This window comes from Hymenobacter guriensis, from assembly GCF_015773195.1.
Taxonomy (GTDB): domain Bacteria; phylum Bacteroidota; class Bacteroidia; order Cytophagales; family Hymenobacteraceae; genus Hymenobacter; species Hymenobacter guriensis.
This window is the reverse complement of record NZ_JADWYK010000005.1, coordinates 122299-138190: the sequence shown is the minus strand read 5'-3', so window position 1 is coordinate 138190 and position 15892 is coordinate 122299. Positions and strand designations below refer to the sequence as shown.

General features: G+C 60.0%; 15 protein-coding genes and 1 pseudogene. 10 read left to right on the top strand and 6 right to left on the bottom strand.

What is annotated here, in order from left to right; translation table 11 throughout:
• Nucleotides 1–74: 74 nt before the first annotated feature.
• The 3 genes from I5L79_RS10325 to I5L79_RS10315 all read right to left on the bottom strand — a co-directional run bounded on the left by I5L79_RS10325 (nucleotide 75) and on the right by I5L79_RS10315 (nucleotide 3568).
• Entirely contained in the window at nucleotides 75–245 is a 171-nt protein-coding gene (locus I5L79_RS10325) for a hypothetical protein (protein WP_196954970.1), read from the bottom strand.
• 665 nt (nucleotides 246–910) lie between these two features.
• Nucleotides 911–1498: a helix-turn-helix domain-containing protein gene (locus tag I5L79_RS10320; protein WP_196954969.1), complete on the bottom strand. Its 588-nt coding sequence runs from the start codon at nucleotides 1496–1498 to the stop codon at nucleotides 911–913.
• Between the two features lie 318 nt (nucleotides 1499–1816).
• Complete coding sequence (locus I5L79_RS10315) at nucleotides 1817–3568, bottom strand: L,D-transpeptidase family protein (RefSeq protein ID WP_196954968.1); 1752 nt, start codon at nucleotides 3566–3568, stop codon at nucleotides 1817–1819.
• Between the two features lie 277 nt (nucleotides 3569–3845).
• Here I5L79_RS10315 and I5L79_RS10310 point away from each other — a divergent pair, with 277 nt between their 5' ends.
• Nucleotides 3846–5657: a M1 family metallopeptidase gene (locus I5L79_RS10310; RefSeq protein ID WP_196954967.1), complete on the top strand. Its 1812-nt coding sequence runs from the start codon at nucleotides 3846–3848 to the stop codon at nucleotides 5655–5657.
• A gap of 79 nt (nucleotides 5658–5736) precedes the next feature.
• Complete coding sequence (locus tag I5L79_RS10305; RefSeq protein WP_196954966.1) at nucleotides 5737–6678, top strand: cyanophycinase; 942 nt, start codon at nucleotides 5737–5739, stop codon at nucleotides 6676–6678.
• Nucleotides 6679–6771: 93 nt separating this feature from the next.
• Here I5L79_RS10305 and I5L79_RS10300 read toward each other — a convergent pair whose 3' ends face one another.
• A complete protein-coding gene (locus tag I5L79_RS10300) occupies nucleotides 6772–7788 on the bottom strand; it encodes an isoaspartyl peptidase/L-asparaginase family protein (protein WP_196954965.1) in 1017 nt (338 codons plus the stop codon).
• A gap of 146 nt (nucleotides 7789–7934) precedes the next feature.
• On the opposite strand from I5L79_RS10300, the gene I5L79_RS10295 reads away from it, so the two are divergent.
• From I5L79_RS10295 to I5L79_RS10285, 3 genes are all read left to right on the top strand, one after another.
• Nucleotides 7935–8354: a DUF3127 domain-containing protein gene (locus tag I5L79_RS10295; RefSeq protein WP_196954964.1), complete on the top strand. Its 420-nt coding sequence runs from the start codon at nucleotides 7935–7937 to the stop codon at nucleotides 8352–8354.
• 159 nt (nucleotides 8355–8513) lie between these two features.
• Nucleotides 8514–9398, top strand: a complete 885-nt coding sequence (locus tag I5L79_RS10290; protein ID WP_196954963.1) for an SDR family NAD(P)-dependent oxidoreductase — start codon at nucleotides 8514–8516, stop codon at nucleotides 9396–9398.
• 170 nt (nucleotides 9399–9568) lie between these two features.
• On the top strand, nucleotides 9569–10198 hold the full coding sequence (locus tag I5L79_RS10285; RefSeq protein WP_196954962.1) for an AlbA family DNA-binding domain-containing protein: 630 nt from the start codon (nucleotides 9569–9571) through the stop codon (nucleotides 10196–10198).
• A gap of 8 nt (nucleotides 10199–10206) precedes the next feature.
• Here I5L79_RS10285 and I5L79_RS10280 read toward each other — a convergent pair whose 3' ends face one another.
• Both I5L79_RS10280 and I5L79_RS10275 read right to left on the bottom strand, forming a co-directional pair.
• A complete protein-coding gene (locus I5L79_RS10280) occupies nucleotides 10207–10644 on the bottom strand; it encodes a hypothetical protein (RefSeq protein ID WP_196954961.1) in 438 nt (145 codons plus the stop codon).
• Between the two features lie 254 nt (nucleotides 10645–10898).
• Nucleotides 10899–11426, bottom strand: coding sequence for a DinB family protein (locus I5L79_RS10275; RefSeq protein ID WP_196954960.1), 528 nt, complete (start codon nucleotides 11424–11426; stop codon nucleotides 10899–10901).
• Nucleotides 11427–11493: 67 nt separating this feature from the next.
• Between I5L79_RS10275 and I5L79_RS23880 the strand changes: the two genes are divergently transcribed.
• From I5L79_RS23880 to I5L79_RS10250, 5 genes and pseudogenes are all read left to right on the top strand, one after another.
• Entirely contained in the window at nucleotides 11494–11757 is a 264-nt protein-coding gene (locus I5L79_RS23880; protein WP_196954959.1) for a YdcF family protein, read from the top strand.
• 21 nt (nucleotides 11758–11778) lie between these two features.
• Entirely contained in the window at nucleotides 11779–12069 is a 291-nt protein-coding gene (locus I5L79_RS23290) for a YdcF family protein (protein WP_196954958.1), read from the top strand.
• Between the two features lie 325 nt (nucleotides 12070–12394).
• Nucleotides 12395–12493, top strand: a pseudogene (locus I5L79_RS23760) (YkvA family protein); the annotation flags it as partial.
• A gap of 405 nt (nucleotides 12494–12898) precedes the next feature.
• Nucleotides 12899–15160 carry a S46 family peptidase gene (locus I5L79_RS10255; RefSeq protein ID WP_196954956.1) on the top strand — a complete coding sequence of 754 codons (2262 nt, stop codon included), beginning with the start codon at nucleotides 12899–12901 and terminating at the stop codon, nucleotides 15158–15160.
• 194 nt (nucleotides 15161–15354) lie between these two features.
• Nucleotides 15355–15879 carry a helix-turn-helix domain-containing protein gene (locus I5L79_RS10250; protein WP_196954955.1) on the top strand — a complete coding sequence of 175 codons (525 nt, stop codon included), beginning with the start codon at nucleotides 15355–15357 and terminating at the stop codon, nucleotides 15877–15879.
• Nucleotides 15880–15892 lie beyond the last annotated feature (13 nt).

The window sequence follows — 15892 nt, the reverse complement described above, 5'->3', positions numbered from 1 at the left end:
CCCGTCGGAACTAATCCGGCGGGGCTTTCGGCTGTATGTAGCAGGCAGCTGGGGCTCACCCAGCCAGGGGCTATTTAGTAGTTGACGTTGCTGCGCTGAGCTTCGCGGTACATTTCGGTGCGGTGCTTGCGCTTATAGGCGGCATCCGCATTGGGGTCCTTCTCCGCATCGGGAGCCTGTTCACAGGACGACAGAAACAAGGAAGCGCCGACGGCGGACAAGAGGAGCAGACGGAAATTTTTCATGCGCCAAAGGTAAGCACCGCCCGGCTTTTCGCCAAGCCTTTCCCAATAGCCTCAGTTGGGAAGTTGTTCTGGTTCCGCTGCCTTCCATAAGGTATGAGAGACAGTTTGCAATTCAACATTTGTAAACGCCGACTCAGACCCAACGATAATCAGCCGCACCTGCCGCGTCAGCACCGTGATTATTTACTTTTGAAATCAAGGAATTATGTTTTACTAGCCGACTGCCTAACCGCCAGCGGGAGGCCAATCTAATTAGCTTTCTGCATTTGCAGTTTTCCTGATCAAGCTCACTGTCAAAAAGCTTAGCAGGCCTCACACGTAACCCGTGTCATAAATCATTCGCAGCCAGATTGTATCTATATTACTCTTCTGAATTGCTATTCTAAAGCAAAAAATATCAACCATCACGTTATTAACATATACATAATTACCTGATCAACAGTAATATAATTTTCATTTTAAGCTCTCTTAGCTAACTGCAGTAACATTAATACCAAGTGGTACTATCCCCGTGTTGCACACCCTAAAACCTGCAGGAAAATTGGAACAGTTAACTTCAGATAGTCCCTCTTCTGGAAGGCATGTAACTGCTACTGACAAATTGCACTGGCTGAGTATATCCTGTAAAAACCAAACCAGCTATTCATCCGAAAGCTTCATGCCTGCTACTCTGGCTGGTAGGCCGAGAAGGTGCCGTCCTGGTAGAAGATAACTATACGTCTGATGGCCTTATCCGGTTCAGCCAGAGCAGCTAAGGGCATATTGGCTAACTGCGCGTTGGTGCCAGCCGTTTCGCTGACTTCTGCGACGGGTGCGGTGGGCGCTATCAGGCTTGGCACAGCTCCAGCGAGAGTTGCGACGGATGGCGCGGCAGCTGGTTCGAGGGCCGGCGTGGGGGCTGGCGGGAGAGAAGTTGGCTCCGACGAAGGAGCCGGGGTAACAGGGGCAGCTACCACCTCAGGAGCAGGCAACTCCGCGAGGCGTGGGCGAGACACTGGTTTTTTGACCAGTTTTTCGGCGACTGTAGGCCTTTCGGCTTCTTCGCCGGTCCACATTGGCCCGATACCAGACAGCAGCCAGGGCATGGCTAAATCGGGGAAAGCCGCTATGACCTTCTGGATGACTTCCAGGCTCGGCTTGTTACGGCCACTAAGAATATGACTGACAATCGGGCGGCCTACCCCAATCAGGTCGGCAAACTGCGTGGGCGTAAGCTGCCGGGCGGCCAGTAAGGTCCGAATACGCTCTACCATATATCAACTGAAAGTAATGATTACAAATGTACGACCATTACCCAAGCATCTACACTCCTTCCAAGGCTGAAGTGACTCAGGCAACTCTTGTTTACATATGTATTACAAATGAAAACTCTGATTACAATTGTAATACATATGTAAACAACACTTCCCTCCTATTCTTTCTGCCCACTTATGATAAGGGTAGCCGTTATATCAACTGGTGCTGACTATACTCTCTTATCATGCAAAAGGCCGACCTCAGTAAATGAGGTCGGCCTGGCATGTTCTAGTGAAGTTCGGACGCCGGAAGAGGGTGCGCCGAAACTTGGAAGGCTAATCGAAATACTCGCGTGCTAAGGCTTTGTCGTGGCCGTAGATGTCGTCGCGGAAGTGGACTTTGCCGGCGTCATCCACCCAGCTGGTAAAGTACACGAGGTATACGGGTAGCTTCTCGGGCAGGGCAACGTACTGTTCCTTGCGCTGGGATATTACGTCCAGAATCTTGGCTTCATCGTAGCCGCTCTTGTTGCGCAGTAGATATTCGGCCAGCTTGATGGGCTCCTCTACCCGTACGCAGCCGTGCGAAAAGCCGCGCTTGGTTTGGTTGAATAACTCGTCGTGGGGGGTGTCGTGCAGGTACACGTCGTTGGAGTTGGGGAAGATAAACTTCACGTCGCCGAGGTCATTTTTAGGGCCCGGGCGGCGGCGCAGGGTATACTTCCATGTCTTCTCCGTGAGGTTTGCCCAGTCGATGGATGTAGGATCTACGGGGGTGGCTTTGGCGCCGGAGCCTTTCACTACCTCCATATCCAGGCGGTTCAGCGTGCCCACCGGGTCGTTGCTCAGCCCACGGCGCATCTCCTTATCAATGATGCTGTAGGGCACATTCCAGTAAGGCGCCAGCACCACAAACTCCACCTTGTCGCTGAACACCGGGGTAGCGTTTAGGGCCTTTCCCACAATAACACGCATGTCGAAAACCTCCTTGTTGTCTTCGATGACGTGCAGCTTGTAATCGGGGATATTCACCATAAGGTAGCTCGGCTCAAAGCGCTTCGGTATCCAGCGCCACCGTTCCATATTCACGGTGATTTGCTCGATGCGACTTTGCAGCGGCACGTTCAGCTGACGCAAGGTTTCGCCCCCCACTACCCCGTCAGCCTTCAGGCCATTCAGCTCCTGAAATTCCTTTACGGCCCCTACCAGCTCATCATCATACTTTGGAGCAGGAGCTGCGCCGGGAGCCGTGCCGTTGCCACTGGTGTTGTTCACGGCTACTGCCTTAGGAGCCGCCGCGGGCTCGTTGAGCAGGCGCTGCCGGAGCAGCGCTACCGTGGGCGAGGCGTCACCGGGCTTGAGCTTGGTGGTAGCGGGCAGCTGGGGCCAGCCGCCGTTGCGCTGCAGCTCGCGGTAGTCGGCCAGGGCTTTTTTCAGTCGGTCGTACTCGGGGTGCAGGGGCTCAAACTCATAGTATGGATACGTACTTTCACGCTCCTTGAGGATGGTCATGAGCGCCTTGTGCAACTTGATTTTGTTGCGCTTAACGTTCCAGTCGATACTTTTTACCTCGCGCGGGTTCACGGTGCCGCGGTAAAAGTCCGAAGCCCAGTTGAAATACGTGCCCGACAGCGCGACGTCAATCTGCTTTTCCAGCGCGTTGCGCTTGGTTGTGTCCATCTGGGCTGCTTCCAACTCGGCAAACAGCTTATCGAAGTCCTTGATTTTGTAGTCTTTCGGATTGAGCCCCTCGTCGCCGGCCTTGTTGATGACGTTGAGCATGGTTTTGGCCTGGGGCACCAGCTCGTGGCCCCGGAACCAGCCCAGGCGGAAGTCCCGCTCCCGGTAGAATTTCTTGCCCCATTCCAGCTGGTCCTTGAACGCGGGTTCGGCCAGCATCTGGCGCACTACATACACACTATCGAGCTTGGGCTGGGGGCCGCCGGGCTTGCCGAGGGCGCCGGGCAGGGCTGCCTTCACCTTATTCTGCTGATCCTGGCTGCAGGAGGCAGCCGAGGCCAGCAGCGTCAGGCAAAGAAGCCAGCTGAGCAGGGTGGAAAAAAATATAGAAGCAATCGGTGGTTTCATGAAGAAGGGCGGTGAAGAGCCGTCAGGCTGGTAACTGGAAAACACCCGGCACTGGTTCAGTTTGTCAGCCCTGAACTGTTGAGCCGGCTGCGCGTTCTACTCTAAACGCCATCCGAGGGTTACCGGCCCGCTTATCGCAGGCCCCGACACCGATGCGCAAGGTACACGTTTTAGCTGTTTTGGCCATTAGCAAAATGGCGGCGGGCTGGAAGGCTGTTTTGCTATATTTGCCCGCGTTGCTTTTGCCCCGCTCCCGCTGCTTTCCTTCACCTTCCCTATGACTGGTCCTACCGCTGCTACTCCGCTCGTTTCTGACCCGCACAGCTATGCCCGGCCCGCCGGGGTGCGCGTCCGGCACCTTACCCTCGACCTGACCGTGGACTTTGCCAGCCGCACGCTGGCCGGTCAGGCTACCTGGGAGCTGGAGCGGAGTAGCGAGGCAGTTGCCGAGCTCTGGCTTGATTCCCGCGACCTGCACATTGATGCCGTGACCCTGGATACCCCCGACGGCCCCGCTACTACCTGGGAGCTAGCCCCCGCCGATGCCATCCTGGGCCAGGCCCTGCGCGTGCAGCTGGCACCCGGCACCCAAAGCATCAGCGTGCGGTACCGCACTTCACCCGGCGCGGCGGCCCTGCAGTGGCTGACGCCGGAGCAGACGGCCGGCACGCAGCCGTTTCTCTTCACCCAGTCGCAGGCTATCCTGGCCCGCACCTGGCTGCCCTGCCAGGACTCGCCGGGGGTGCGCTTCACCTACGAGGCCACCGTGCGCGTACCCCCCAGCCTGCTGGCCTTGATGAGTGCCGAGAATCCGCATACGCGCAACGCCCTGGGCGAATATCATTTTCAAATGACGCAGCCCATTCCGGCTTACCTGATGGCGCTGGCCGTGGGCGACCTGGCTTTTGCTCCGCTCAGTGGCCGCACCGGCGTGTACGCCGAGCCGGCAACGCTGCCCTCCGCCGCCGGCGAGTTCCAGGATCTGGAGCCAATGGTAGCCACCGCCGAGGAACTGTATGGGCCCTACCGCTGGGAGCGGTACGACTTGCTGGTGCTGCCGCCCTCCTTTCCGTTTGGGGGCATGGAAAATCCGCGTTTAACATTTGTAACGCCTACCATCCTGGCCGGTGACCGAAGCCTGACCAGCCTGGTAGCTCACGAGCTGGCTCATTCCTGGAGCGGCAACCTCGTGACCAACGCCACCTGGAACGACTTCTGGCTGAACGAGGGCTTCACGGTGTACTTCGAGCGGCGCATTATGGAAAAGCTCTATGGCCGCCCCTACGCCGACATGCTGCAGGTACTGGGCAACACGGCCCTGCACCATACCCTGGCCGAGTTGGGCGAAACCTCTCCCGATACGCACCTGCGCCTGCACTTGGCCGGCCGCGACCCGGATGAGGGCCTCAATGAAATTGCCTACGAAAAAGGCGACTACCTTCTGCTCACCCTCGAACACTTGGTGGGCCGCCCCCGCCTCGATGTCTTTATTAAGGAGTACTTCACCCGCCACAGCTTCCAGTCGATGGACACCAGCTCCTTCCTGACTTACCTGCGCCGGGAGCTGCTCGACTTGGAGCCCGGCCTCGAAGGCCAGTTGCAGCTCATGGCCTGGATAGATCAGCCCGGCATCCCGGCCGTGGCAACGCCGGTGGAGTCTGAGCGGTTTGCGGCGGTGGAAGCGGCGCGGCGGGCCTGGCAGCAGGGCGCCCCGGCGGCCAGCCTGGTCACTGCGGACTGGAGCAGCCACGAGTGGGTACATTTCCTGCAGGGCCTTCCCCCGAAAATGACGCCTGCGCAAGTGGCCGACCTGGACGCGGCGTTTGGGTTTACGGCATCCGGCAATTCCGAAATCCTGGCGGCGTGGTTTCCGCACGCGCTGGCTGCCGGCTATGCCCCCGCCAACGCTGCCCTCGAAAAATTTCTTCTCCGGGTAGGACGGCGCAAGTTTCTGGTGCCGCTCTACAAGGCGCTGCTGGCCACGCCCGATGGCCGCCACCGGGCCCAGACCGTATATGCACAGGCCCGGCCCAACTACCACTCCGTAGCTACCGGCACCCTCGATGCCCTGGTAGGGCTGCCGGCGTAGCCCGCCCCGAGGTGGCGCGAACCTTGCTAGCACGCCGCTGGTTTCTTTCCATCGATTCTGACATTTGATAGTACCGCAGTTGAAAACACTTAAACCTCTCGGCAAGCTGATTGCCATCGGTGGCAACGAAGACAAAGGCACCTACTCCAGCGCCCGCGTGCGCAAAAAATATTACCTCAACTTTTTCGAGCTGGGCATCCTCAAGCGCGTCGTGACGGAATCCGGCAAAACGGACCCGCGCATTGAAGTGGTGACCACGGCATCTATGATTCCGGAGGAAGTGGGCGAAATCTACCGTTCGTCCTTTGCTATGCTCAACTGCCGCAACGTGGGCGTGATGGACATTCGCACGCCCGAAGACGCCCGGCAGCCCGAGTACCTGGAGCGCCTGCAGGCCTGCGACCTGATTATGTTCAGCGGCGGCAACCAGTCGCGGCTCAAGGAAATGTTCGGGGAAAGCGAGTTTCTCGACCGCCTCACCACCCGCTACCAGTCCGAGCCCAACTTCGTAATGGCCGGCACCAGCGCCGGCGCCATGGCCATGTCGCACAACATGATCCGGGGTGGCAGCGTGCCCGACGCCCTGCTGAAGGGAGCCGTGAAGATGGGACACGGCCTGAGCTTGCTCAGCAACGTGGTGATTGATACGCACTTTGTGAAGCGCGGCCGGTTTGGGCGCCTGATTGAGGCCGTGAGTCTGCACCCCAAGCTTATTGGCATTGGCTTGGGCGAGGACACCGGCATTCTCATCACCGACGGCAACGTCATCGAAACCATCGGCTCGAATCTGGTGATTATCATGGATGGCCACAGCATTCAGCACAACAACGCGCCGGCCGCCAAAAAAGGCACTACCCTTTCGGTAGAGAATATGACAATGCACGTGCTGGCCAAAGGCAACGTGTATAATATGCAGCAGCGCCAGTTCTACGTAGACCGCGCCACCCACGACGCGGCCGTAACCGCCGCCACGGAAATCAGTGCTTCCCCGGCGGCTACCCCGCCCCCGGCGCTATCTTAGTCAGCTTGTGGCTCCACAAAAAATGCGGGCTTTCCGGTCGGAAGCCCGCATTTTTTGTACGCGTCGTTTTGCACACCTATATATAAGGAGTAGCTAGTCGCGGTAAATGCCCACATACAGGGGCGCGGCGGCGGTGCGGCTGGCGCGGTACATGCCCTCCGAGTTAAAGGGCAGCGCCACGTTGCCGGCCGCATCTACGGCCACCAGGCCGCCTTCCCCACCGATGGGCGCCAGCTTGTCGTGCACGACCACGCGGCAGGCTTCGGCCAGACTCAGGCCCCGGTACTCCATCAGGCAGCTGATGTCGTGGGCCACCATGGCGCGCAGAAAAAACTCCCCGTGGCCAGTGCAGCTGATGGCGCAGGTACGGTCGTCGGCGAAGGTGCCCGCGCCGATGATGGGTGAGTCGCCGATGCGGGAGTAGCGCTTGTTGGTCATGCCGCCAGTGCTGGTAGCGGCGGCCAGATGGCCCTGCGCGTCGCGTGCTACCGCGCCCACGGTGCCCATTTTCTTTTTGGGGTCTTCGCTCACGAAAGCTGCCGGCTCGGCCAGCGGGGCCGGAGCCGCGGGCGTTTCGCCGGGAACGGTGGCGTTGGGCAGGGCCTGGCTGTGGTCGAGGCGCATGCGACCTTCGCGCAGCGCCTCCTGCAGCTGGTCGTAGCGGTGCTGAGTGAAAAAGTATTCTTCGGGCTGGGTAGCCAATCCATGCTCCCGGGCCAGTTCGTCGGCGCCGGGGTAAGCCAGCAGCACGTGGTCGGTTTTCTCCATCACCAAGCGAGCGGCCCGGATGGGGTTCTGGACGGTGCGCACGCCGGCCACGGCCCCGGCAGCCCGGTTGCGGCCATCCATGAGGGCGGCATCCATTTCGTGGTGGCCTTCATGAGTGAAGACGGCACCCCGCCCCGCATTAAACAAGGGGCAGTCTTCGAGGCTGCGTACAGCCAACTCTACGGCATCGAGGGCAGAGCCACCCCGCGCCAGCACGGCGTAGCCGATTTCCGTGGCCTCGCGCAGGGCCTGCTGGTAGGCCTGCTCTTTTTCCGGCGTCATGAGGGCGGGCGAGATGGTGCCGGCGCCGCCATGCAGGGCCAGGGCAATAGGTGAAGTCATCGGCAGGGAAAGTCTTCGGAGATAAGAGAAAACACAAAGCTAAGAAAGGCAGCCGACTGCCGGCCGAAAGGCAGTCGGCGCTAGCCTAACCGCGTTTTTTTTCGTAGGTTTGACCTACTGTTTCACGCCCCAAACTATTCTCTCCTATGGCTTACGATGCTACCGGCCGCCTGCACGAAATCTTCGACGAACAGCAGGTGAGCGAGAAATTCCGCAAGCGCGAGTTCGTGCTGGAAGTTGTAGATGGCCAGTACCCTGAGCATATCAAGTTCCAACTGGTACAGGATAAAACTGCCCTCATCGACCAATACCGCGTCGGCGACGAGGTGAAGGTAACCTTCAACCTGCGCGGCCGCGGCTTCAATAAGAACGGCCAGATGCTGTACTTCACCAACCTGGAAGCCTGGAAAATTGACGCAGCCGCTGGCGGCGCCGCAGCCCCCCAGGGTGGTGGCAGCTACCAGCAAGCCGCCCCTCGTCCGGCTGCTGCCAATCAGAACCCCAGCCTGCGGGCCCAGCCCTCGGCGCCCATTGCTTCGGACGACGACAACGACCTGCCTTTCTAAGCAACAGCTTCGGAATCAACCCAAGAAAAAATGCCGCCCTGCCTGGGGCGGCATTTTTGTTTACGGCTCCGCCAAACCACAACACCCGGCAGCAGTTTACCCGTTTAAGTCCGTAGCGGCCCAGTGCGGCTGCCTCTCCCCTTTTAGTTTTTTGTTCTGATGGCGGCCCCTGCCCCCGATTTTTCCATGCGCGGTAAAACCGTGCTGCTTACCGGCGCCACCGGCGGACTGGGTTCGGCCACGGCCCGGGAGCTGGCCCGCCGGGGCGCCCACCTGCTGCTTGTGGGTCGCAACCCGCAGAAGCTGGCCACCACCCTGGCCGAAGTGCAGCAGGCCGGAGCTGCCGCGGGCGCCAGTGCCGAGGTATTAGTAGCCGACTTGTCGTTGCTGAGTGACGTGCGGCAGCTGGCCGAGGAAGTGACGCGCCACCACGCGCACCTGGATGTGCTCATCAACAATGCCGGCATCATGGGCGGGAAGCACACCATCACGGCGGAAGGGCACGAGCTGAGCTGGGCAACCAACCACCTAGCGCCTTTCGTGCTTACCAACCACTTGCTGCCGCTCCTGCTGGCCGCGCCCCAGGGGCGTATCATCAACGTGGCTTCGGAGGCGCACTGGCTGGGGCAGATCGAAGCCTCGCAGGAAGTGCGCAACGCCCGCAGCCGCTACAGCGGCATCACGGCTTACTGCGACTCCAAGCTGGCCAACATTCTGTTCACCAACGAGCTGGCGCATCGCCTCGACCTGACCAACATTACGGCCAACTGCCTGCACCCGGGCCTGGTAGATACGGGCCTAATGCATCCGGGCGCGCCCCGGCTGATGCGCACATTGTGGTGGATGGCTAAGCCTTTGCTGGTGTCGCCGGAGCACGGGGCCCGCACCACGGTATACCTAGCCACGTCTCCGGAAGTAGCTCGCGTAAGTGGGCAGTACTTTAAAAACAGCCGCCCCGGCCGCTTTGCCGAGCGCGCCGGCAACCGCGCCGAAGCCTTCCGCCTCTGGCGCATTTCGGCGGAGGAAACCGGGGTAGCGGGCTGAATGACTATCTAGCGTAATCATCATTCTGGATAGGGCGAAGAAGCGTAGGGCTGCCGTGAGGGGCCTTGGTTATGGGTGAGGATGAACTATAGTTACCCGCCGGCTCGTCAGTTACTCAGCCTGAAACTCTTTAGCCATTCAACAAGACAACCACCCAGCCATTTATCCCAATGACAGAGTTGCAGGAACTGATCCGGCAGGGCGAGGGCGAGCGGCTGGAATTCAAGAAGCGCACCACCCACCCCACCCGCATTGCCCGCACGCTGGCCTCGCTGGCCAACACGCACGGCGGCCGGGTGCTGGTAGGCGTGGATGATGACGGCCGCATCGTGGGCGTGCGCGACGCGGAAGAGGAAATGTATCAGCTGCGCGAAGCAGCCGAGCACTACATCGACCCACCGCTGGAACTGCGCTTCCGGGAGGTGGAGGAAGACGGACGCGTAGTAGTGTTGGTGACGGTGCCCGAAAGCCCGGACAAGCCGCACCGGGCCCAGGTGGCCGAGGGCGACTGGCGGGCCTACGTGCGCGTGCGCGACGAGAGCGTGCAAACCAGCCAGCTCACCGAAAAAGCCCTGGAACGCCAGGAGCCCGCCGCGCCCCGGCTGGAACGGCTACCACTCAACCGGGAAGAGCTGGCCGTGCTGGACTACCTGCGCCAGCACCCGCGCATCACGCTGCCCCAGTACATGAAGCTGCTGAATCTGGGCAAGCGCCGCGCCTTCCGCACCCTCATTAAGCTCACGCTGCACGGCTACATCAAGCACCACGACAAGGAAAAAGAGGTGTACTATACGCTGTGAGGGAACGGTTATATTTTAGCAGCCAACCACCATTTCATCGTAGACAGTTTTTCTCTTTCTACCTGGTTTAAGGCACTTTCCTCAAGCGCTTGGAACGCAGCGTTAAGTTCAGAACTATCGAAAGCGGAAATAAGCCAAAAAGGCAATTGCTCGATACTCTTATTCCAGTTATTTAGGCACCTTTTGACAATGGAATAAGCCGATTGGATTGTGGCCGGGTTGCGTGCCGAAAGTATATTGCCAGCTATTTCCTGTTGGATAAAGGACAATTCTGTATTACTGCTTAATTCGAAAACCTGAATAACACCTTCAACTACTATTTCATTTGGGACTGGTTGTAAAACGAAAAGCAATTGTCTTTCCCGTAGATTACCTGAAGTCGAGTAGAGCGTTGCAGAAATACTTATTTCGTCCTTTAACTCTTTTGGTGTAGCTGGTATTTTCATTAGAACTCGCATAAAAAAAGCCGCCCGAATACCTTTCGATACTCGGGCGGCTGTGGTGCTACTCCTGCTTGCGGGCGCGGGCGGCTTTTTTCTCGTCCTTGGCGGCTTTTTTCTCTTTTTCCGTCTTGGTCGACTCTTTCTTTTTCTCTTTGCGGGCGTCTTGGGCTTTGGCCATAGTAGTAGGAAGTAAAAGGAAGGTGTACGTCGGAGTTAACGCGCCTTTCGGTGCCGGTGTTGTGTTGGAGGCGGTTTTGCTAAGCCAGCAGCGGCAGGTACCGCTCCTGCAGAACGCCCAGGTGGTGGGCTTCGTGGCCGGCCAAAATATACGCCATTGCCCGCACAGTTACCGGGTTGTTGCTGGCCGTGCCGCGCCGCTCGAAGTCCTGGGGCCGCAACGAGTCCAGCAAGCTCAGCGTGGCAGCGCGCACCGCGTCGTATTCAGCCAGGATGCCGGTTAGCGGCCGGTCGTCGGCGCCGGAGGCGGGCACGTAGTCGTTCTGCTCGAAGCCGGGCAGGGCCGTAGTGTCGCCGCGGGCAATGCGCAGGGCGCGGTAGGCGAAGATGCGCTCCGTATCGATCATGTGGACGAGGCTTTCCTTGATGCTCCACTTGCCGGGCGCGTAGCGCAGGAGGCCCTGCTCGTCGGTGAGCGAGGCCAGCAGCTGGCGCAGGTGGATGGGCTGCTCGCGCAGCTGGCGGAAGGGGTCCTCTACCAGGCGCACGTAGGTATGGTAGTACGGCGCGTATTCGTCGGCGCCGGGGCGGGCAAGTGGTGTGCTCATGGAGCGAAAGTACAGGAAAGCCGTAATTTTCGGGTGTCTTCCTCGCCTCTAAATTTCCCGCTTCGCTTTGGCCCTACGCACAACGAAACGCTGGCTCAGCCTTGGCTTTGGGTTGCTGGCGGGTTGGTTTCTGCTCCATACCACCATTATCACGGCTGATGGTCTGTTTGACACCAGCCGGCCGGCCGACTGTATAGTGGTGCTGGGTAACACCGTCAACACCGACGGCTCCTTATCATCCCGCCTGAAAGCCCGCCTTGATAAAGCCCTGGCATTATATAGAGCAGGAAGTAGCGCCACTATTTTCGTGAGCGGCGGCCTGGGCAAATAAGGGCATTGGGAAGGCACCGTCATGCAGCAATACCTCGTGCGCCAGGGGGTGCCGGCGGCCGCCATTATAGTCGACAACCAGGGCAACAACACGCTGGCTACGGCCCGCAACTTTGCTCAGCTGGCCCGGCAGCGCCGGTTTCGGTCGGCGCTGGTGGTGTCGCAGTTTTTCCACCTTTCCCGCACCAAGCTCATGCTGCGGCGACAAGGTATACCCGTCGTATACGCGGCCCACGCCGACTACTACGAGTGGCGCGACGGATATGCTCTGCTACGGGAATTTCTGGCCTATTACGCCTACCTGCTGGGCTAAGCGCCTTTTTACCGACAACACGAGCCGAGCGGGGAGCGTACACCGGGCTCATCCCTAACTCCCGGCGCATATGGCTTCCATGCTCGACAAAGGCTTTTCCATTTCCAAAAACGCGCTGTTCAGCGTATTCCTCAACCGTGCCGGCAAGCTGCTGGGCCGCCCCTTCAAGGTGGTGCTGGTGCTGAACGAAGTAGCCAACAAGCTGGCCAGCAAAGACAGCGGCAACAACAAGTTCCGCCAGCTTTTCGACGTGGCCCGCACCGTGGTGCGCCTCGTGCGCAACTACGTGAGCGGCGACTACCGGCAAATTGACACCGGCACCATCGTGTCGGCGCTGGGCGTGCTGCTGTATACCCTTTCTCCCGTAGATCTGGTGCCGGACTTTATTCCGGTGGTAGGCTTTCTGGATGATCTGGCCTTGCTGAGCTGGTTCGTGGAGAAGTTTCAGGGCGAAATCACCCGCTTCCGGGAGTGGGAGAAAACCCACGCGGCCGAGGAAACCGACGATATCCCGGCCGCTTCCCGCACCCCCAAAGCCTCCAACACCAACGATCAGAACGGCCCCGCCGTGGCCGAGCTGGGGCATTCGTAAGCTGGTTTTTGGTTGTTCGTTTTTGATATCGGGATAGATGCCACTTAAAACGAACATCTAAAAACGAACAACCAAAAACCAAAAACGCCCGGCCGATAATGGTCGGGCGTTTTGCGTTGAATGACCTGCGAGACACGGCGCCTTCCTCGGCGAAACCCTGCGAGAAACGCCATTTGCCAGCAGCCATCTGCGTATTTTTGCATCCTGTTTTCCACCCACTCCCCTTTTCACGTCCCAATGCTTCTTCGTAACCGGCTGGCTTTGCTGGCCCTCACCCTTCTAACGTCCTTTTCCGGTGCCCGCGCCGACGAGGGCATGTGGCTGCCGCTGCTGCTCAAGCAGCTCAACGAGGCTGACATGCAGAAAAAAGGCCTCAAGCTCACGGCCGAGCAGATTTATTCCGTCAACCAGGGCAGTTTGAAAGATGCCGTGGTGCAGTTTGGCGGGGGCTGTACCGGCGAAATCATCAGCGCCGAGGGCCTGCTGCTCACCAACCACCACTGCGGCTACGGTCAGATTCAGAGCCATTCGTCGGTGGAGAAAGACTACCTCACCAACGGCTACTGGGCCATGACGCGGGAGCAGGAGCTGCCCAACCCCGGCCTCACGGCCACCTTTATTGTGCGCATGGAAGACGTGACGGCGCAGGTGCTCACGGGCGTGCCCAGCACCGGCATTCTGGAAGCCCAGCGTGAGCTGCTGGTGCAGCAGAACATGCAGCGCGTAAGCCAGGCCGCCGTGCAGGGCACGCACTACCAAAGCTTTGTGCGGCCTATGTTCAACGGCAACGAGTACTACCTGTTCATCACGGAAGTATTCCAGGACGTGCGGCTGGTGGGTGCTCCGCCGAGCAGCATCGGCAAGTTTGGCGGCGACACCGACAACTGGGCCTGGCCCCGCCACACCGGCGACTTCAGCCTCTTCCGCATCTACGCCGGCCCCGACAACAAGCCCGCGCCGTACTCGCCGCAGAACAAACCCTTCAAGCCCCGCCACCACCTGCCCATTTCCCTGGCGGGCGTGCAGCCCGGCGACTTTACGCTATTATTCGGCTTTCCGGGCCGCACCAATGAGTACCTCACCAGCTGGGGCGTGGATGAAACCTACTCCGTGTCGAACCCGGCCAAAATAAAGGTGCGCGACGCCAAGCTGAAGGTGCTGGCCGCCGATATGCAGTCGTCCGATAAAGTGCGCATCCAGTACGCGGCCAAATACGCCAGCCTGGCCAACTACTGGAAAAAGTGGATAGGTGAAAACCGGGGCCTGCGCAAGCTCGATGCCGTGCGCGTAAAGCAGCAGCAGGAGCAGCAGTTTCAGCAGTGGGCCGAAGGGGGCGACGCGGCCCGTAAGGCGGCCTTTGCGGGCCTGCTGCCTGAGCTGCAAAAAAACTACGCTACCGGCCGCGACTATACCCTGGCCCGCGACTACGTGACGGAAGCCGCCCTGGGCGTGGAGCTGCTCAGCTATGCCAACTCCCTGCTGCCGCTGCTGGACCTCATCGACAAGAAGGCCCCCGCGGCCGAGGTGACAGCCGCCGTGGACAAGGCCCGGAAAGGCACCACCGGCTTTTTCCGCAACTACAGCGCCCCCACCGACCAGAAAGTAGCCGCCGCCCTGCTCCCGCTTTATGCCGAGGGCACTCCCCAAAACCTACTGCCGCCCGCCGTGCAAACCCTGCGCCAGCAGCACACCACCTCCGCTAGTTGGGCCGGGTATGTTGCCCAGCTCTACGGGAAGTCGCGCCTGACTTCGGAGGCCGGGGCCCAGGCCGTGCTGGCCGAAGTAGCCCAGGGCAAAGCCGACGCCCTGCGCCAGGATCCGGCCGTGCAGCTGGCCGCGGCTATCATCACCACTTACCGCCAGCAGGTGCTGCCCACCTATACTAAGGCCACGGAAAGCATTGCCCTGCTTCAGCGCACCTACGTGGCGGGCCTGCGCCTGCAGCAGCCCCAGCGCAAGTTCTACCCCGATGCCAACTCCACCCTGCGCGTGGCCTACGGGCAAGTAGCCGGCTACCAGCCCGCCGACGGCACCCGCTACGAGTTCTACACCACCCTCGACGGCATCATGGAAAAAGCCGACCCCACCAACCCCGAGTTTGAGGTACCGGCCCGCCTGGCGGAGCTCTACCGCACTAAGGATTTCGGCCCCTACGCCTACAAGGGCACCGTGCCCGTAGCCTTCATTGCCACCAACCACACCACCGGCGGCAACAGCGGCTCACCCGTCATCAATGGCCGAGGGGAGCTGATTGGCACCAACTTCGACCGCAACTGGGAGGGCACCATGTCCGACATCATGTACGACCCCGACCGGGTGCGCAACATCACCCTCGACGTGCGCTACATGCTGTTCGTGGTGGATAAATTTGCCGGCGCCAGCCACTTGGTCAAGGAAATGATGCTGGTTGGCAGCTCCGCCGAACCCTCTCGCTCCGCCTCTGAAGGCAGAGTGAAGAAGGTGAAAATAAAGCAGAAGAAAGCCGGCGCAACGCTGTAAGCCTGCCTATGGCGGTAGGGCCCGGACCAGCAGCGCGAACTTTGTAGTTCGCACTGCTGGTCCGGGCCCTACCGCTGTTTGACTGTCGGTTTGCTTCCATTCTCTGGAGTTTTTCAAAAAACGGAAGCAAAGCTTACGGCACATTTGCTTCCGTTTATTTTCGTTTCTCCAGAAACGAAAGCAATTTCAGCCCTATGAGAAACGCTAGTGCTTTGGCAAGACGCACCAGTCTGGTGCCGCGCCTGCGGGTGTGGTTTGGCCTGAGTCAGGCGGCGCTGGGGTATTGCCTGGGGCTTAGCCGGGAGATGGTGTCGCAGGTGGAGCGGGGTATGCGCCGCCTGCCCCTGAGCGCAGCCCTGCCGCAGGCGGCCCTTACCTCGGCCCTCCACAACACCCCGGCGGAACCAGCGCCGGAAGCCCTGGACCCCAAGCTGCTGCTGCGCCGCCAGCGCCTGTGCCGGCACCGGGCCGGGCAGTTGGCCTACGAGCAGTTGCAGCTCACGGAGCGCGTGGCCTGGGCCCGGCGCAGGCTGGCCGCCCTGCCCATTCTCACGGCGGCCGTGGGGCCGGCGCCCTGGCTGAGCCTTTTCGAAGCCGATGCCCGCGCCGAGCTACTGCGCAGCGGCAGCCCGGCGCAGGCACTGCTGAGGGTGCGGCAAGCCACCCTGGAGTTTGAAGCTGCCGAAATAGAAAAGCTGCTAACCACCGCGCCTTCGTAACCAGATGGCTGGG